Origin of the sequence: Agromyces sp. CCNWLW213 (genome assembly GCF_037199545.1) — a bacterium.
Taxonomy (GTDB): Bacteria; Actinomycetota; Actinomycetes; order Actinomycetales; family Microbacteriaceae; genus Agromyces.
Map to the genome: position 1 here is coordinate 198747 of NZ_JBBBDX010000002.1, position 18183 is coordinate 216929.

The 18183-nt window shown below is 74.0% G+C and carries 14 protein-coding genes; 6 read left to right on the forward strand and 8 right to left on the reverse strand.

Annotated features, from left to right (window positions below; translation table 11 throughout):
• Positions 1 to 2 precede the first annotated feature (2 nt).
• From WBQ80_RS05220 to WBQ80_RS05235, 4 genes are all read left to right on the forward strand, one after another.
• On the forward strand, positions 3 to 1175 hold the full coding sequence (locus WBQ80_RS05220) for a glycosyltransferase family 4 protein (RefSeq protein WP_336573007.1): 1173 nt from the start codon (positions 3 to 5) through the stop codon (positions 1173 to 1175).
• A gap of 86 nt (positions 1176 to 1261) precedes the next feature.
• Positions 1262 to 2452, forward strand: coding sequence for a UDP-galactopyranose mutase (glf, locus tag WBQ80_RS05225; protein ID WP_336573006.1), 1191 nt, complete (start codon positions 1262 to 1264; stop codon positions 2450 to 2452).
• Between the two features lie 19 nt (positions 2453 to 2471).
• Positions 2472 to 4469 carry a DUF6541 family protein gene (locus WBQ80_RS05230; RefSeq protein WP_336573005.1) on the forward strand — a complete coding sequence of 666 codons (1998 nt, stop codon included), beginning with the start codon at positions 2472 to 2474 and terminating at the stop codon, positions 4467 to 4469.
• Between the two features lie 32 nt (positions 4470 to 4501).
• On the forward strand, positions 4502 to 5794 hold the full coding sequence (locus WBQ80_RS05235; RefSeq protein ID WP_336573004.1) for a nucleotide sugar dehydrogenase: 1293 nt from the start codon (positions 4502 to 4504) through the stop codon (positions 5792 to 5794).
• Positions 5795 to 5852: 58 nt separating this feature from the next.
• Here WBQ80_RS05235 and WBQ80_RS05240 read toward each other — a convergent pair whose 3' ends face one another.
• Entirely contained in the window at positions 5853 to 6926 is a 1074-nt protein-coding gene (locus tag WBQ80_RS05240; RefSeq protein ID WP_336573003.1) for a glycosyltransferase, read from the reverse strand.
• Positions 6919 to 8004 (reverse strand): glycosyltransferase family 4 protein, encoded by a 1086-nt coding sequence (locus WBQ80_RS05245; RefSeq protein WP_336573002.1) that lies wholly within the window; start codon positions 8002 to 8004, stop codon positions 6919 to 6921. The genes WBQ80_RS05240 and WBQ80_RS05245 overlap by 8 nt, the downstream gene beginning before the upstream one ends.
• 43 nt (positions 8005 to 8047) lie before the next feature.
• Here WBQ80_RS05245 and wecB point away from each other — a divergent pair, with 43 nt between their 5' ends.
• Positions 8048 to 9115: a non-hydrolyzing UDP-N-acetylglucosamine 2-epimerase gene (wecB, locus tag WBQ80_RS05250; RefSeq protein ID WP_336573001.1), complete on the forward strand. Its 1068-nt coding sequence runs from the start codon at positions 8048 to 8050 to the stop codon at positions 9113 to 9115.
• On the opposite strand, the gene WBQ80_RS05255 is transcribed toward wecB, so the two are convergent.
• The 6 genes from WBQ80_RS05255 to WBQ80_RS05280 all read right to left on the reverse strand — a co-directional run bounded on the left by WBQ80_RS05255 (position 9107) and on the right by WBQ80_RS05280 (position 16879).
• On the reverse strand, positions 9107 to 10237 hold the full coding sequence (locus WBQ80_RS05255; RefSeq protein WP_336573000.1) for a glycosyltransferase: 1131 nt from the start codon (positions 10235 to 10237) through the stop codon (positions 9107 to 9109). The genes wecB and WBQ80_RS05255 overlap by 9 nt on opposite strands.
• Positions 10234 to 11385, reverse strand: a complete 1152-nt coding sequence (locus WBQ80_RS05260; RefSeq protein WP_336572999.1) for a glycosyltransferase family 1 protein — start codon at positions 11383 to 11385, stop codon at positions 10234 to 10236. The genes WBQ80_RS05255 and WBQ80_RS05260 overlap by 4 nt, the downstream gene beginning before the upstream one ends.
• 29 nt (positions 11386 to 11414) lie before the next feature.
• On the reverse strand, positions 11415 to 12530 hold the full coding sequence (locus WBQ80_RS05265) for a glycosyltransferase family 2 protein (protein WP_336572998.1): 1116 nt from the start codon (positions 12528 to 12530) through the stop codon (positions 11415 to 11417).
• Positions 12531 to 12593: 63 nt separating this feature from the next.
• A complete protein-coding gene (locus WBQ80_RS05270) occupies positions 12594 to 14945 on the reverse strand; it encodes an FG-GAP-like repeat-containing protein (protein WP_336572997.1) in 2352 nt (783 codons plus the stop codon).
• Positions 14946 to 15092: 147 nt separating this feature from the next.
• Positions 15093 to 15932 carry a glycosyltransferase gene (locus WBQ80_RS05275; protein WP_336572996.1) on the reverse strand — a complete coding sequence of 280 codons (840 nt, stop codon included), beginning with the start codon at positions 15930 to 15932 and terminating at the stop codon, positions 15093 to 15095.
• Positions 15929 to 16879 (reverse strand): glycosyltransferase, encoded by a 951-nt coding sequence (locus WBQ80_RS05280; protein WP_336572995.1) that lies wholly within the window; start codon positions 16877 to 16879, stop codon positions 15929 to 15931. The genes WBQ80_RS05275 and WBQ80_RS05280 overlap by 4 nt, the downstream gene beginning before the upstream one ends.
• Positions 16880 to 17028: 149 nt before the next feature.
• Between WBQ80_RS05280 and WBQ80_RS05285 the strand changes: the two genes are divergently transcribed.
• Positions 17029 to 18168, forward strand: a complete 1140-nt coding sequence (locus WBQ80_RS05285) for a glycosyltransferase (protein WP_336572994.1) — start codon at positions 17029 to 17031, stop codon at positions 18166 to 18168.
• Positions 18169 to 18183: the final 15 nt, after the last annotated feature.

Below are 18183 nucleotides of genomic sequence, written 5' to 3' on the forward strand. Positions count from 1 at the left end.
CGATGGCGGACGCTCCCCGGGTCCTCATCGCCTCGCGCCTGTTCGCGCCCGAGGTGAGCGCCGGCGCGTTCCGCCTGCGCGCACTCGCCCGCGGCTTCGTCCGTCGCGGGTGCCGCGTGCGGGTCGTCACCACGACCCCGCCGAAGACCGCCCCGGCCATGCGCGTCGAGGAGCCGGGGCTCGAGGTCTCGCGCGTGCCGGTGCTGCGCGATCGCGGCGGGAACGTGCGCGGCTACGTGCAGTACCTCAGCTTCGACATCCCGCTGCTCTTCCGGCTGCTGTTCGCCCGCTACGACGTCGCGGTCGCCGAGGCGCCACCGACGACCGGGCTCGTCGTCTCGATCGTGAGCGCGCTGCGGCGCACGCCGTTCGCCTACTACGCGGCCGACGTCTGGACCGACGGCGTCATCTCGATGGGCGCGCCCGGCATCGTCGTGCGGATGATGCGCGCGGTCGAGGGTGCGGTGCTGCGGCGCGCGGCGAGCGTCCTGTCGATCTCCGACGAGGTCACCGACCGGCTCGTCGAGCTCGGCGCCCGGCGCGAGCGCATCGCGACGGTGGGCAACGGCGTCGACACGGGCCTCTTCTCGCCCGACGGTCCCGCGGCCGACGACGGCGGCCCGTACCTCGTCTACACGGGCACCATGTCGGAGTGGCAGGGCGCCGAGCTGTTCGCGAGGGCCATGCCCGCCGTGCTCGAGCGGCACCCCGACGCCCGCCTGCGCTTCTTCGGCCAGGGCGCGTCGGAGCCCGCCATCCGCGCCGAGGCGGCGCGCGTCGGAGGAGACCGGATCGTCCTCGGCGGGGTCGTGCCCCCGGCCGAGGCGGCGCAGTGGATCCGCGGCGCCGCCGCCGCGCTCGTGAGCATCGTGCCCGGCATCGGCTACGACTTCGCGCGCCCCACCAAGACGTACGCCGCGGCGGCGTGCGGTGCGCCGGTCATCTTCGCCGGCACCGGCAGCGGCGCCGCGCTCGTGCGCGACCACGGCCTCGGCGAGGCGGTCGCGTTCACCCCGGAGGCGGCGGCCGAGGCCATGATCCGGGCGATCGACGCGTGGCGCTCGGGCGAGACCGACGCCGGGCGGGCCGGACGCTCCGGCTGGGTGCAGGCGAACGCGTCGCTCGACGCCGTCGGCACGGCGGCCGCCGATGCCGTCCTGGCAGCGAGCCGCTGAGCCGTGGCATCCGCGACCGGCTCCCGGCAAGCCCGGATGTGCCGTCGAGTACGCTTGATCGTCGTCCCGAGAGGAACCCCCACCCCGTGAACACAGACCTGCTCGTCGTCGGATCCGGCTTCTTCGGCCTCACCATCGCCGACCGCGCGGCCCGCGAACTCGGCCTCCGAGTGACCGTCATCGACCGCCGGCCCCACATCGGCGGCAACGCCTACAGCGAGGACGAGGCGCAAACGGGCATCGAGGTCCACCGGTACGGCGCGCACCTGTTCCACACCTCCAACGAGCGCGTGTGGGAGTACGTCAACCGCTTCACGACCTTCACCGACTACGTGCACCGGGTGTACACCCAGCACCGCGGCGAGGTGTTCCCGATGCCGATCAACCTCGGCACGATCAACCAGTTCTTCCGGTCGGCCCACGGGCCGGACGCGGCGCGCGAGCTCATCCGCGAGCAGGCCGGCGAGCTGGCCGGCACCGACCCGCAGAACCTCAACGACAAGGGCATCCAGCTCATCGGCCGCCCGCTGTACGAGGCGTTCATCAAGCACTACACGGCCAAGCAGTGGCAGACCGACCCGAGCGAGCTGCCCGCCGAGGTCATCTCGCGCCTGCCCGTGCGGTACACGTACGACAACCGCTACTTCAACGACACGTACGAGGGCCTGCCCACCGACGGGTACACGGCGTGGCTCGAGCGCATGGCCGACCACCCGAACATCGAGGTCCGGCTCGACACCGACTTCTTCGACGAGACGCAGCCGTTCTCGAAGGGCGCCGCCGTGGGGCGGCTGCCGATCGTCTACACCGGCCCCGTCGACCGGTACTTCGACTACGCCGAGGGCGCGCTGCAGTGGCGCACGCTGGACTTCGAGCAGGAGGTCCTCCCGACCGGCGACTTCCAGGGCACGAGCGTCATGAACTACCCCGACGCCGACGTGCCGTTCACGCGGATCCACGAATTCCGCCACTTCCACCCCGAGCGCGATTGGTACCCGACCGACCGCACCGTGATCATGCGCGAGTACTCGCGGTTCGCCGAGCAGGGCGACGAGCCGTACTACCCCGTGAACACCGCGGACGACCGCGAGCGGCTCCTGAAGTACCGCACGCTCGCCACGCAGGAGCGCGACGTGCTCTTCGGCGGCCGGCTCGGCACGTACAAGTACCTCGACATGCACATGGCGATCGGCTCCGCGCTCACCATGTTCGACAACCGCCTCCGTCCGTTCCTCGAGGGCTCCGGCCCGCTCGAGTCCGGCGACGGCGAGGCCTGATCCCGCGCCGCCGCCACCGATGACCTGGTTCGAGGCCCTTCCCGCGGTCGCCGTCGCGATCGCGCTCTTCGTGGTCCCCGGCGCACCGTTCGCCCTGCTCCTCGGCATGCGCGGCGTGGCCTTCCTGGGCGTCGCGGTCGCCGCGTCCGTGGGCGTCGTCGGCATCGCCGGCCTCGCCGCGCCGCTGGCCGGGCTCGACTGGAGCCTGCTGCCCGTGGGGATCGGGGCGGTGCTCGCCGGCCTCGGGGCGTTCGCCCTCCGCAGGTGGACGCGCCGCGCGGACTCCCCCGACGCGGGTCGCTGGTCCGACCTGCTGCCCACCGCCGGCGGCCTCGTCGCGGGCGCCGCGCTCATCCTGTCGACGCTCCTGCCCGGCATGGGCTCGCCCCGGAACCCGTCGCAGACGTACGACGCGGTGTTCCACGTGAACGCGATCCGCTGGATCGTCGACACCGGGGACGCCTCGCCGCTCCACATGACGATGACCACCCCGGGCTCGTCGTCGGGCTTCTACCCGACCACGTGGCACGCCTTCGCGGCGCTCATGATGCCCGCCGCAGGCTCGGATCCGGTGGTCGCCGCGAACTCCCTCGAGCTGGTCGTCGCCGCCTTCGCCTGGCCGGTGGCGTGCGTGTTCCTCGTGCGCCTCCTCTTCGGCTCGCGTCCGGTGGTGCTCGCGCTCGCGGGCGCGCTCAGCGCCGGCTTCGCCGCGTTCCCGTACCTCCTCGCGTGGTACGGGGTGCTCTACCCGAACTCGCTCGCGATCGCGCTCGTGCCGATCGCCCTGGGGGCCCTCGCCGGCCTGCTCCGCGGCGGCGCGCGCCGCCTCGACGGCACGAGCCGCGGGGACGACGCCGGAGCGCCGCCGGCCCGCCTGGACGCCGGACTGGCGCCGGCGGGGTGGGCGGTCGCGGCCGCCATGGCCACGGGTGCCGCCACCCTCGCGCACCCGAACGCGCTGTTCTCGATCTTCGTCCTGAGCGCCCCGCTCGTCGTCGCTGCCGCGGTGCGCGCGGTCCGCCACGCCGCGGGCGCGTCCCGCCGGGTGCTCGTGGTCGCCGGCACCGTCGCGCTGTTCGCGGTCGAGGCCTTCATCTGGACCCGGTTCCAGACCGGCGACAACGGATGGCCCTCGGTGCGGCCCTTCTACCTCTCGCTCGCCGAGGCGCTGCGCAACAGCCCGCTCGACATCACGGTCGGCTGGGTCGTGACGCTCCTCGTCGGCATCGGCGTCGTGGCCGGGCTCCTCTGGCGCCGGACCCCGGTCTGGCTCGTGGCGTCGTGGCTGCTCGCCGCGGTGATGTTCGCGTTCGCGAACGGCTGGCCCGAGGGAGCCCTGCGGACGGCGATCACCGGGCTCTGGTACAACGACGCGTTCCGGCTCGCCGCGCTCGGCCCGGTGGTCGCGGTCCCCCTCGCGGTGGTCGGCCTGGTGCTGGTGCTCGATCGCGTCGGGGCTTTGCTCGACGATGCCGCACGACGTCGCGGCACCGAGCCCTCAGCGGGACTCCGCGTCACGGTGCTCTCGCTCGTCGCCGCCCTCGCCGTGGTCGGCACGCAGTTCGGCGCGGTCCAGAGCATCGACGGCAACCTCGCCGGCGCGTATCGCCTCGCCCCGTGGAGCCCGTCGGTGAACCCCGACGAGGTCGCCCTCTTCGGCGACGTCGCCGAACTCGTCCCGGAGGACGCCGTGATCGCCGGCAACCCCTGGAACGGCAGCGCCCTCGTCTACGCGTACACCGGCCGACGGGCGCTGTTCCCCCACGTCGGCGGCGCCTACCCGGAGTCCCACCGCGCCATCGCCGAGGGCCTGGCCGACGCCACCCCGGAGGCCTGCGCCGCCGCGGCCGAACTCGGCGTGACCCACGTCATCGACTCGGACGCGCGCATGCTGTTCACGGGCGACGCGCGCGCCGAGCTGTACCCGGGCCTCACCGACCTGCCGCGCGACCCCGAGGGCCTCACATTGCTGGCCGAGCGGGGCGACGCGAGACTGTACGAGGTGACGGGCTGCTGAGCCCGTCGCACACCTGAGAAGGAGAGCACCACGTGAAGATCGCCGTCATCGCCCTGGGCAAGATCGGGCTGCCGCTGGCCGTCCAGTTCGCGTCGAAGGGCCACGACGTCGTCGGCGTCGACGTCAATCCCCGGACCGTCGAACTCGTGAACGCCGGGGTCGAGCCGTTCCCCGGTGAGGCGCACCTGCAGGAGCAGCTCTCCGAGCTCGTCCCCGCCGGGCGCCTTCGGGCCACGACGGACTACGCCGACGCCATCCCGGGCGCCGACGCGGTCGTGCTCGTGGTGCCCCTGTTCGTCGACGCCGACGCCCGCCCCGACTTCGGGTGGATGGATGCCGCGACGCGTTCCCTCGGCGGGCACCTCACGCCGGGCACCCTGGTGGCCTACGAGACCACGCTCCCCGTCGGCACCACGCGCACGCGCTGGAAGCCGATGCTCGAGGAGTCGTCGGGCCTCGTCGAGGGCCGCGACTTCCACCTGGTCTTCTCGCCCGAGCGCGTGCTCACCGGCCGGGTCTTCGAAGACCTCCGGAAGTACCCGAAGCTCGTCGGCGGCCTGTCCGATGCGGGCGCGCAGCGCGCGGTCGAGTTCTACGAGGCGGTGCTCGACTTCGACGAGCGCGCCGACCTGCCCCGCCCGAACGGCGTGTGGGACCTCGGCTCGGCCGAGGCGTCCGAGCTGGCCAAGCTCGCCGAGACGACGTACCGCGACGTCAACATCGGCCTCGCGAACCAGTTCGCCCGGTTCGCCCAGAAGTCGGGCATCGACGTCTACAAGGTCATCGAGGCGTCGAACTCGCAGCCCTACAGCCACATCCACCAGCCGGGCATCGCGGTCGGCGGCCACTGCATCCCCGTCTACCCGCGCCTCTACCTCTGGAACGACCCGGAGGCGACCGTGGTGCGTGCGGCCCGCGAGGCGAACCTCGACATGCCCGACTACGCGGTCGGCATGCTCGAGGGCGCGCTCGGCGACCTCTCCGGCGTGCGCGTCGCGGTGCTCGGGGCCGCCTATCGCGGCGGCGTCAAGGAGACCGCGTTCTCTGGCGTGTTCGACACGGTCGAGTCGCTGAAGCGCCGCGGCGCCGAGGTGCTCGTGCACGACCCGCTGTACGCGGATGACGAGCTCGCCCGTCTCGGCTTCGCGCCCTACCACCTCGGCGAGCCGATCGACGCCGCGATCGTGCAGGCGGACCACGCCGAGTACCGCTCCCTCGCACCGGCCGACCTGCCCGGCATCCGCGCGTTCATCGACGGGCGTCGCGTGAGCAGCCCCGAGGCCTGGGGCGACGACGTGGTCTACCGCGTGATCGGCCGGGCCTGACCGAGCGGATGCCGCGGGGCCGGCCCGCTCGCGTGCCGGGGCGGCCCCGCGGCATCCGTCACCGGCTCGCGAGCAGCGTCGCGAGCATGTAGCGGATCGGCGCCTCGCGCGCCCAGGTGAACCGGAGTCGCCTCGTCAGGACCGCGCCGGGACTGGCGAACCGCCGCCGCGCCCTGGCCCGGCGGTTGAGCTCGTCATCGGGGACCGACTCGTCGGCCGCGGCGTCGACCAGGTCGCGGTCGAGCCGCGACAGCCGCTCCAGCGCATCGGGGGCGAAGGCCGCGAGGTCGTGGGCGAGGCCCGCCAGCGCGTGGCGGTCCCCACGCGACCATGCGTGGTCGCTGCGGTAGTACAGGGCGCCGAACACGTTGATGCGCCACATCTTGGCCGCCCACGCCGTGCGCTCGCCGAGCGGCGACCCGACGAGCCAGGGCGCCTCGAGGAGCCGCGGCAGGTAGGCCAGCTCGTCGGCGACGGGGCGCGGGGTGAACGTGACGCGCGTGGGCGCGTCGTCGTGCACGAGGTACGCGGGGCTACGCCGCGCCAGGCTGATGCGGGCGCCCGACGACCACAGCCGCCCGGAGTAGTCGAGGTCCTCCCCGACGCGGACGCCCGCCATCATGCGCGCCGCTCCGAAGCGCGCGCGGGAGACGAGTCCGAGCGGCGCGCTCCGGTAGTGCAGGCGGTCGGCGACCACGTGGAGCCCACGTGCGCGCAGGGGCCGGGCGGGCGGGGTGGGGATGCGCGCGCCGCCCGCGTGGCGCAGCGGCGCGATGACGACCTCGGCGCCGTCGTGGTCGGCGACCTGCAGCCAGGCGTCGATCGCACCGGGCTCGAGCTCGTCGTCGGATCCCATGATCGAGGTGAAGCGCGCCGTCGCCGCGTCGAGTCCGGCGTTGAACGGGCCGGTCGGGCTCGGGATGCCGTCGTGGTGCTCGATGAGGCGCACGCGCGGGTCGCGCGCGAGCGGCCCGAGCCGATCCGCGACCTCTGCGGCGGCCAGGCCGTGGCACACGACCGTGACGCGGAGCGCCGCGCGCGAGGCGAGCGCGGAGCGGACGGCGCGGTCGATCGCGCGGTCCGGGTCGTGCACCGCGATGACGACGTCGACGTCGAGCGGCCGCTCAGCCATGCGCGCGCATCGCCTCGGCGTAGACGGCCCGGTAGGCGGCCGCGCGCGCCTGCGGGCCGAAGCGCTCGCGCAGCGGTGCGGCGATCTTCTCGGCGCTCCGGTCGCGGGTGAGCTCCAACGAGCGCTCGACCGCGTCCGCGTAGGCCGGACCGGTCCGCTCGCGGACGAGGACGCCGTCGGGCTCGCGCACGAAGTCGCGCTGCCCGCCCTCGGCTCCGACCACCACCGGCCGGCCGCTCAGCAGCGCCTCGGCGATCGAGACCCCGAAGGTCTCGACGGACGTCGGCAGGATGAAGACGTCGGATGCCGCGAGCGCGTCGAGCACGCCCTCGGGCGCGAGCCCGCCCACGAGTTCGACCGCATCGGCGACGCCGAGCCGCTCGGCGAGCGCGGCGACCTCGGGCCCCTGCGGGCCTTCGCCGACCCAGGCGAGGCGCGCGTCGTGGCCACGACGCCGGAGCTCGGCGACCGCTTCCACGGCGACCGTGGGTCCCTTGCGCGGGATGAGACCGCCGACCGCGACGAGCCGGAGCGGTCCGCCCGGGCGCGCTCGCGGCGTCGGGTGCTCGGGGCCGTCGACCGCGTTGGCGACGACGCGGACCGCGCGCCCGAGTCGGACCGCCAGGTGGTCGGCGAGGGCGCGGCTCACGGCCACCACCACGTCGGGCCGGCGCATGAGCCGCAGCGCCGCGCGGAGTCCGAGCCGGGCCGGGAGTCCGACGGTGGAGGTGTCGAGCAGCGCCGACCAGTGCTCGGTGTGCACCCAGGGCACTCGGACGCGCAGCGGCGCGAAGGGCAGGAGGGCCGACGGCGACATGGTGTGGACGAGGTCGTAGCGTCGGATGCCGGCGCGGAGCGCGCGCGACGCACGCAGGACGTCGAGGGGGTTCGAGGGCGACATCGCCAGGCGACGGACGCCAGGCGCGGCATCCGCCGGCCCCACCGCACCGGGCGGGTGCAGGTGCAGCACGTCGACCTCGTGCGTGCGACGCAGCAGCTCGACGTCGCGTCGGACGAAGACCCCGGAGGCCGGTGCGGACGCGGACGGGAACCACGTGGAGACGACCAGGACCTTCACCCGAATACGCTAGCACCGCCCCGCCCACGTAGAATCGAGGCCCGTGAAGGTCATCAGCGTCGTCGGCGCCCGCCCCCAGTTCGTCAAGCTCGCCCCCATCGCGCACGCCGCGGCCGCCGCGGGGGTCGACCACGAGATCGTCCACACCGGCCAGCACTACGACCCGATGCTCTCGGACGTCTTCTTCGACGACCTCGGCATCCCCGCGCCCGACGTCCACCTGGGCGTGGGCTCGGGCTCCCACGGCGTGCAGACCGGCGCCATCCTCGGCGCGCTCGACGCCGTGTTCGAGGAACACGCCCCCGACTGGGTGCTCGTCTACGGCGACACGAACTCCACCCTCGCGGCCGCCCTCAGCGCCGTGAAGCTGCACCTCCCGGTGGCCCACCTCGAGGCCGGCCTCCGCTCGTTCAACCGTCGCATGCCCGAGGAGCACAACCGCGTGCTCACCGACCACGCGGCCGACCTGCTGCTCGCCCCGACCGAGGTCGCGGCGCGCCACCTCGCCGACGAGGGCCTCGCCGAGCGCACGGTCGTCGTCGGCGACGTCATGACCGACGTGCTCATGCAGGTGCGCGACGCCCAGCAGGGCCGGCCGGTCGCGCTCCTCGACGAGCTCGGCCTCGAGCCCGGCGGCTACTCGCTGTCGACCATCCACCGGGCCGAGAACACCGACGACCCGGCGCGGCTGCGCATGATCGTCGAGTCCCTCGCCGCGATGGACCACCCCGTGGTCCTCCTCGCGCACCCCCGCGTCATCGCGCGCGCCCAGCAGCACGGCATCGACCTCGACGCCGGGTCGCTCGTCTCGCACGCCCCGCTCGCCTACCCCGACCTCATCAACGCGACCCTGTCGGCCCGCGGCGTCGTGACCGACTCGGGCGGTCTCCAGAAGGAGGCGTTCCTCCTGCGGGTGCCGTGCACGACGGTCCGGACCGAGACGGAGTGGGTCGAGACGGTCGAGCTCGGATGGAACGTGCTCGCCAACAGCGGCGACGAGATCCGTCGTGCGGTGTCGCGCCAGGCGCCCGCGCCCACGGACGCGACGCCCTACGGCGACGGCAGGGCCGCCGAGCGGGTCATCGAGGAGCTCCTCCGCCGCTCACGCTGAGCCGGGCCGGGCGGCGAGGGCGTCGATCGCTCGCCGCCACACCTCGACCTGGCTCGCGCTCGAGAGCTCGTGCGCCGCGGCATCCGACGCGGCCTTCCAGCGCGCGACGGTCGCCGCATCCATCCGGTCGATCTCGGCGGCGAGCTCGGGCGTGCCGAATCCGCTCGCCACGGCGCCGAGTCCGTACTGCTCGACGATCCGCGCCATCTCCGGGGACGGTCCGATGAGCACGCCCAGCCGGGCCTGCACGTAGTCGAAGAGCTTGTTCGGCAGCGCCCAGCGGTTGTTGAAGCTGGTCGGCGGCAGCGCGTGGATGCCCACGTCGTACCGGTTGAGGGTCGCCGAGAGCTCGGCGTAGGGCACGGGAGGGTGCAGCGTGACGCGCGCGGACTGGCGGCCGCGCAGCTCCTCGATGAGGCTCGGGTCGTTCTCGGTGAGGTACAGGTCGAGCGTCACGCGCGAGGACGCCGCCTCGACCGCGTCGACGAGCGCCATGATGTTCCGGTCGCGCAGGCCCGCGCCGCTGTGCACGAGCCGGATCGGATCGCCGACCGGGCCGGGCGCCGCGTCGACGTACGGGGCGGCGTTCGTGGCGACCCCGGCGTCGATGCCGAACACCCGGCGGTACTCGTCGGCGATGCCCTGTCCGACGGTCGTGACCGAGTCGGCCCGCGTGACGGACCGCCGGACGAGCCACCGCATGAGCGGGCCGAGGAACAGCCGCCACACGAGCACGTCCTCCTTCTGCCTGGGGGCGTACTCGTGCAGGTCGGCGTGCACCCCCTTGGACGGCGCGAGACGGAGGGCGATCGGGACCGTGTCGACGTCGTCGGCGAGGATCACGTCGAAGCGGCGCCCCTCGAGCTGCGACCACGCCGCGGCCACGGCGCGGTTGGTCCAGTACGCGCGCCGGAATCGGCGCAGGACGACCGAGACCTTGTCGTAGCGCCAGGCCGGAGCATCGTCGGGCAGGCGCACGTGGTCGACCACGCCCTCGGGAGCCGTGCCGTAACCGCACGTCGTGACCTCGTAGTCGGGCGTGAACTCGCGGATCTGCTTCAGCACCCGCGCGTCGGCGGTGAGGTTCGAGAACGAGATGATGAGGAGCCGGCGCCCGTTCATGCGACCCGCCCGTCGACGATCCGGTCGACGCACTCCGCCCACACGTGGACCTGCGCCTCGGCGGACATCGCCTCGGCGGCGCCGTCGGCCGAGGACTTGTATTGCGCGACGAGATCGCGGTCGAGTCCGTCGAGCACGCGGGTCAGCGCCTCGGCCGTGAAGTCGTCGGCGACGACGCCGAGATCGTGCGTTCGCACGTAGTGCGCCATCTCGGAGGAGGGACCCACGACCACGCCGAGGCGTGCCTGGACGTAGTCGAAGAGCTTGTTGGGCAGCGCCCACTCGTTGTTGAAGTTCACGGGCGGCAGCACGTGGATGCCCAGGTCGTGCTCGTTGAGCGTGCGCACGAGGTCGGAGTACGGCACGGGATCGTGCAGCACGACGCGCTGGACGCCGTCGGGGCCGGCGCTGCCGAGCGCACGCTGCCGGATCTCCTCGAGGTACCCGGGGTCGTTGGGGGTGAGGTAGAGGTCGAGCGTGACGGGCCGTGCGGCGGCGATCACGCCGTCGACCATCGCGAGGATGTTGCGGTTCTTCAGGCACGCGCCGCTGTGGACGATCCGGATCGGATCGGCCACGGGCGTCGGCCGGAGGTCGGCGTACGGGGCGGCGTTCGTCACGATGCGCGGGAGGAAGCCGAACCGGCGCTCGTACTCGCGTGCCAGGCCGCCGCTCACCGTGGTCCAGGATGCCGCGCGCGACGCGTACCGGCGGGCGACCCATTCATGGAAGGGCCGGATCCGGCGGTTCCACGCCTCGTGCTCCTCGTGGAGCCGCGGCGTGTACTCGTGCAGGTCGGCGTGGACTCGGGCACCGCCGGCGAGCCGCACCGCGACCGGCACCGCCTCGAGGTCGTTCGCGAGCACCGCGTCGAACGAGAGGCCGCCGAGCGCCTCGCGCGCCCAGCGCACCGCGGGGACGGACCAGTACGCGCGCCGGTACCAGCGGAGCGTGATGAGGCGGCCGGCGAGCTCGGATGCGGACCGGTCGTCGGGGATCCGGATGTGCCGGGCCACGCCCTCGGGGGCGGGGCCGTACCCGCAGGTCGTCACCGCGTAGCGCTCGCGGAACAGGCGCACCTGCTTGAGGACGCGCGCGTCGCCGTCGATGGACGAGAACGACAGGATCAGCAGCTCGGGTCGGGTCATCGTTCCCCTCTCGTCCGCCCGGTCGGCGGTCATCGTGGCCATCCCACGTAGCGCAGCAGCCGGCGGAGGTCGGACTCGCGCGCGAGCAGGCGACGCAGGTCGCGCGGGACCAGCCGGTCGATCCGGCCGGCGTGGTTCCGCCGGCGCCCGGCCGACCGCACCGCCTCGAGGTCGGCCGGACGTTCCGAGGCGAGCAGGTCGAGGATCGCCCGGTCGCGGCGCGCCATCGGCGCGAGCGCTCGCGGTGCGAGGCGGAGGCCCCCCCGCGCGAGCGCTCGGTACGCGTCGTGCTCGGCGGGTCCGAGGGTGCCGTCGAGCGCACGTCGCACGACCGAGCCGACCAGGTGGATGCGCAGCGTCTTGACCACGAGCGCCTCGCGGTTGCGGACGGGCAGCTCGGTGACCCACGACGACGCGAACAGCTCGAGGTACGGGCCCGTCTCGTCAGCGACGTCCATGGGTCCCGTCGTCACGCGCTCCTCCGCGTCGGCGCCGATCACGTAGCCGGGATCGCCCGGGTGGAAGTCGATGCGGCCTGCGAGGTTCCACAACCGGGCCGAGAAGATCGCGTCCTCGCCCGTGCGGCGGCCCGCCGTGAACCGCAGGCCGAGCTCGTCGAGCAGTCGCCGCTCGATGAGCGCGAGCGGGGCGGTCCGATAGGCCAGACGGTCGCGGACGGGATCGAGCCGCCGATGGCGGCCTCGGCGGCTCAGCGGGTTCGCCATGGGCGGCCCGTCCTGGTATCGCAGGGGGAAGACGAGCACCTCGGGACGATCGCGCTCGAGGTGGCCGAGGAGCGCCTCGACGGCGCCCGGGTCGAACCAGTCGTCGGAACCCATCACGCCGATGTACGGGGCCTCAGCCAGCGCCAGGCCGTGGTTGAAGGGGCCGGCCGGGCTGCGGAGCCCGTCGTGCAGCTCGACCCAGCGGACCGGGTGGGCGTCGAACCGGGCGACCGTCTCGGCGAACTCGCTCACGGCGATGTTGTGGCAGACCACCGTCACTGCGACGGGCCCGTGCCCGGGATCGGCGCCGACGATGGAACCGATGGCGCGTCCGACCGGGCGCCGCGCGTCATGGACGGCGATGACGATCTCCGCGACCGTGCCGGCGGCGGCCGTCACTCCCCTGACCTCGCGCAGCACACCCGACGATCCTAGCGGACCGCCGGAGGCGGCTCCGGGACGGGCGCGGGGCGGGGCGGGGCCTCAGCCGATGAGCTCCATGGCCTGCCAGCCGTTGCCCGCCTGCCGGACGGTGAGCCAGCCCCCCTTGCCGTTCCCCGGGTAGACGCGGAGCGCCCCGTCGGCCGTCCGCGCGAGCACGTCGGGCAGGAGGTCGCCGTCGAAGTCGCCCGGGCTGCCGACCCACGTCATGCCCTGCCATCCGTTGCCGATCTTCACGGGGCTGCCGTAGCCGCTCGCCCCGCCGGGGTGGAGCCGCAGGTCGCCGGCCGCGGTGATCGTGATGAGGTCCGCCCGGCCGTCGCCGTTGAAGTCGCCAGGGCTGAACAGCCAGCGCAGGTCCTGCCAGCCGCCGCCGAGGCTGCGTCGCGGGTCGAATCCGCCGGCCCCGTCGCCCGGGTACAGCCAGAGCGTGCCGGAGCCGTCGCGCGCGACGAGGTCCCAGTCGCGGTCGCCGTCGGCGTCGCCCGCGCCGGCGATGGTGAATCCGCCCCACCCGTTGCCGGCCTTCACGCGCGGCCCGAACCCGCCGGCCCCGTCGCTCGGGTAGCGCCACAGGTCGCCAGCGGCATCCCGCCCGAGCACGTCGCGCCGCCCGTCGCCGTCGAAGTCGCCGGCGCCGATCAGCGCGTCCAGCCCCGACCACTCGCCGGGTGCATTCCGGCGAGCGAGCCATCCGCCGCTGCCGTTCGAGGGGTAGATCCACGTGCCGACCCCGGCATCCTGGGCCATGAGGTCGCGGGTGCCGTCGCCGGTGAGGTCGCCCACGCCGGTGGTGAGCGCCACGGCGGCGCCGGCCTTCGGGCCCGGACCGGAGATGGTCTTCATGCCGGCCCAGCCGTTGCCGACGACCTTCGGCGTCTTCCAGCCGCCGGTCCCGTCGCCCGGGTAGAGCCGGAGCGCGCCCGCTGCGTCGCGCGCGAGGACGTCGGCCGCCCCGTCGCCGTCGAAGTCGCCGGGCGTGAGGATCGCCGTCAGGGTGTTCCATCCGTTGCCGACGCGCTCGGCGGTGCCCCAGCCCGCCCGGCCGTTGCCGGGATACAGCCAGAGCCCGCCGCTCGCGTCGCGCGCGAGCACGTCGGGACGGCGGTCCCCGTCGAAGTCGATGCCGCCGACGAGCGCCGTGAAGCCGCCCCAGCCGAGGCCGACGGCCGTCGGCGGCGCGAACACGCCGGCGCCGTTGTTCGCGTGCAGGCGCAACGTGCCCGAGGCGTCCCGCGAGAAGACGTCCTGGTCGCCGTCCGAGTCGAAGTCGCCGGCGGAGATGAGCGCCGTCGCGTCGCCGTAGCCCGTGCCGGCGGCGACCCGGTCGAGGAAGCGTCCCGTCCCGTCGGTGGGATAGGTCCAGAGCCGGCCCTCGCCGTCGACCGCGAGGACGTCGCGCCGCCCGTCGCCCGTCACGTCGCCCGCGCCCTCGACGAACCTCATGCCGCCCCAGCCGGTGCCCACCTGGTACCGCGTGCGCCATGCCCCCGCGCCCGTGCCCGGGTAGAGGAACAGCGCGCCCGCGCCGTCCACGGCGTACACGAGCGGGATCCCTCCCGTCGCGACGGCGACCGGCGCCGGCGCCGCCGGCGCGCTGGTCGAGCCGAACCAGTCCGTGAAGATCCGCCAGAAGTTGCGGTTGCCGTAGCTCGAGCACGCGTCGCCGGTGCCGTACAGGTTCGCGAGCGCCGCCGCGTTCGGCCGGTAGGGCGTGTAGACGTAGAGGCCCGCCGTCGCCTGGTTCTGGATGTAGACCTGGGACGAGCCGCACGACGTGTTCGGGTGCCAGAGGATCGTGTTCCAGCGACCGGCCTGGTACGCCCGGATCCCCGGGTTCGCGCGGTACTTCCGGAACTGCCAGGCCGCGTTGTACACCTGGTTGAAGAACCCGTAGTAGTTCGCGTCGCAGTCGGCCGTGTCGGGGCACCCGTAGCCGGTCGCCGACCGGTACTGGCGCGACGACGGCGTGGCATCCGACACGATGCCCTGCTCCTTCTCGAGCAGCACGATCAGCGAGCGCGGGTTGATGCCGCACGCGCGCGCGACCTTGAAGATGATGACGGCCGCCGTCTCGCTCGCCTGCCCGGCGTACGCGGCGCAGCCCTCGCTCCGCGCCGGCTGGCTCGTGGTGGCCTGGGAGTAGTTCTTGAGGCACACGTAGCCGCTCGCGCACGTGGGCACGCGAGCGTTCAGGAAGCTCTGGATCTGCGCGGCGGTCATCGAGGCGCTGTCGTAGAAGACCTGGTCGCTGATGATCATGCCGGGGTTGAAGTTCTTCGGATCCGCGGCCGCCGCCCCCTGGGCCGGCATCGCCGCCTGCGCCGTGAGCGCGCTCGCGACGAGCGCGACCACGGTCGCCGCCGTCGTCATCATCGCGCGTATCGACGCCATGGCACATCCCCCGAACCGTCCCCGCACGCGGGGACACGGGCCTCATGCTAGGCGCGGGGTGCGGACCGCCAGGGGTATTGGCTCCCGGCGCGTCGCATCGCGGCGGGTGAGCCCCCGACGACTCGCGCGCCGGCTGCCGGCGGCGGATCAGGCGTGGTCGGCGCTGGATCCCCGGGCGATCAGCCGCCGGTAGGCGCGGCGGCGGATCGGCTCGGGGACGAAGCGGTACGTGCCCCGCACGAGCACGTTCCGCGCGTACTGGAGGCGCGTGGTGAAGCCGATGCGCCGGAGCGCGCGCTGGAGCTGCATCTCGCTGCTCCACTGGGCGCGACCGCCGCGCCGCGCGTACGCGCCGTCGCCCACCCGGTACATCAGGAGCGGCTCGGCGAGGTTGCCGACGCGCGCGCCGGCGTGGATCATCCTCGCGAACAGCCAGTAGTCCTCCATGAGGCCGAGCGGCTGGTAGCCGCCGGCCCGCTCGACCGCGCTCCGCCGGTAGACGACGGTGGGATGGCTGAACGGATCGTGGAAGCGGGCGAACCGCTCGATCTCGGCCTGCTCGGTGCGCGGCACGCGTCGTCCCACGATCGAGCCGTCGTCGTCGAGGAACTCGAGCATCCCCGTTCCCACCAGGTCGAGTCCGCCCTCGATGAGGGGCAGCTGGGCGGCGAAGCGCTCGGGAAGCGAGATGTCGTCGGCGTCCATGCGCGCGACGATGTCGTGCTCGCAGCGCGCGAGCCCCTCGGCGAGCGCGTGCGCGAGCCCGGCGTTGTCGGGGATCCGGTGGTGCAGCACGGGCACGGGCGACTGGGCGATCGCCGTCTCGATGGCGCCCTCGAGCCCGGGCGAGACCGGGCCGTCCTGGACGAGGACGACCTGCGCGGGACGCCGCGTCTGGGCCTCGACGCTCGAGGCGAACGCCTTGGCGAAGTGCACGGGATGGTCGCCGCGGTACACGGCCATCAGGAGGGAGAACGGCTCGCTCACGGCGCCTCCACCGCCGCGACCGCGTCGGAGGCCCGGCCCAGCCCGGCGAGCGCGTCGGCGTTCGGCCGGGGCCGGAAGCGGGTGCCGTCGCGCCAGCCCCGCCGCCAGCCGTCGGCGAGCACGGTCCGGTCGGCGGAGCGCACGAAGGTGCGCAGCCACCGGAGGGCGCTCGAGCCGCCGTACAGGAGCTTCTCCCACGGCGCGAGGCCCCGGGACCGGCGGAACATCCAGAGCTTGTTGCGCACCTCGTAGTAGAACCGGGCCCCGGGGTCGGCATCCGTCGACCCGAGCACTCGCGTCTTGTGCACGACGACGGATGCCGGCACGTGCACGCCGCGCCGGCCGCGCAGCGCCCGCGTCGAGTACTCGAAGTCGTCGTTCCAGATGAAGTAGTCGGCGATCGGCAGGCCCACCTCGCGGACGACATCGGCGCGGATGAGCATCGAGACGAACGAGGTGCTGCGGATGGGCACGACCGATCGGACTCCGGCGGCGCGGCGCTCGCCCCGGCCCGCGAACGGCTTGGCCCGCGGGGTGTTCATGGGGTGCTCGCTGCCGTCGAACCAGACGACCCGCGACCCGGCCACGACCGCGTCGGTGCCGCCGACCGCCGTCAGGAGCTCGCGCAGCGCCGCGGGCTCGGGCACGGTGTCGTCGTCCATCAGCCAGAGCCAGTCGGGCCGGTGGTCGGCCATCGCGACCGCCATGCCGGCCGCGAAGCCCCCGGCCCCGCCGGTGTTGCGGGCGAGGTCGACCACGTCGACGAGGTCGCCCGCGGCGCGCGCGACGTCTCCGGACCCGTCGGTCGACGCGTTGTCGACCACCACGATCCGGGCGACGGGCGTCTCCTGTGCCGCGAGCGCGGCGAGCACCTCGGCGAGCAGGTCGCGGCGGTTGTAGGCGACGACCACCGCGACGACGCGCGCGGATGCGGTGCTGGGGCTCATCGGCTCTCGGATCTCGGTGGGACGGGACCCATCCATCTTGCCCTGTCCGGACCGGGTCGCCGTGCACGCGCACCCCCCGGATCGGGGACACGGGCCGCGTGCGACCGTTACAGTTGACGGGCCGCCGCACGAGCATCCGAGGGAGGGGCATGCCCACCACGCTCCGCGTGATCGTCGACCAGGTCGTCGCGCCCGTGCCCGGGCCCGTCGGCCGATACGCCGAGGCGCTCACCGGTGCCCTGATCGCCACCGCGCCACGAGGGTGCCAGGTGGAGGGCGTCGTCTCCAGCTCGCTCCCGAGCGACTACGACCGCCTCCTCGAGACCTTCCCCGGCCTGTCGGGGCTCTACAAGTCGAGCCTCGCGCGTCGCGAGCTCGCGGCGGCGTGGCAGTTCGGCCTGACGACCTCTCCCGGCGGCGGCATGATCCACGCCCCCAGCCTCTTCGCGCCGCTGCGCCGGCACGATCGCACGGTTCCGGGCGAGCAGGTCGTCGTCACCGTGCACGACGTGCTGGCGTGGACCCACCCCGAGTCGCTGACCTCGTCCTCGGTCGCGTGGCAGAAGGCCATGCTGAAGCGCGCCCGCCGCCATGCCGACGCCGTCGTCGTGCCGACGCACGCGCTCGCCGAGCGGCTGGCGCAGTTCGTCGACCTCGGCGACCGCATCCGGGTGATCGGCACCGCCGCCCGTCCGGGCCTCGCCGTACCGGCCGACGCCGACGACGTGGCGGGACGCCTGGGCCTGCCCGCGGAGTACCTCGCGGTCGAGGGCACCCTCGAGCCGCGCAAGGGCCTGGTCGACGTCCTGCACGCGCTCGCCCGCCCCGGCGTGCCGGAGATCCCGCTCGTGGTGCTGGGGCCGCAGACCTGGGGCGAGCAGCACCTGGCCACGGTGGCCGAGGAGGCGGGCGTGGCCCCGTCGCGCGTCCTCGCGGTGGAGCCGACCGACGCGGCCGCCCACGCGGTGGTGCTGTCCCGGGCGACGGCCGTGGTCGCGCCGAGCCACGACGAGGGCGACGGGACGGCCCTCATCGAGGCGTTCGGCCTGGGCGTGCCCGTCATCCACTCCGACACGCCCGCGTACGCCGAGGTCGCGGCCGACGCGGGCATCGCCGTGCCGGTCGGGGTGGGCGGCGGCTACGTCGACCGGCTCGCCGCGGCGATCACCGTCGTCGTCGAGCAGCGCGACGTCGCCGAGCGGCTCTCCATCGCGGGCGCCGACCGGGCCCAGGCCTTCGACTGGCGCGACTCGGCCGAGCGCGTCTGGCAGCTGCACGCCGACCTCTAGGCCCGGCCGGGCCGC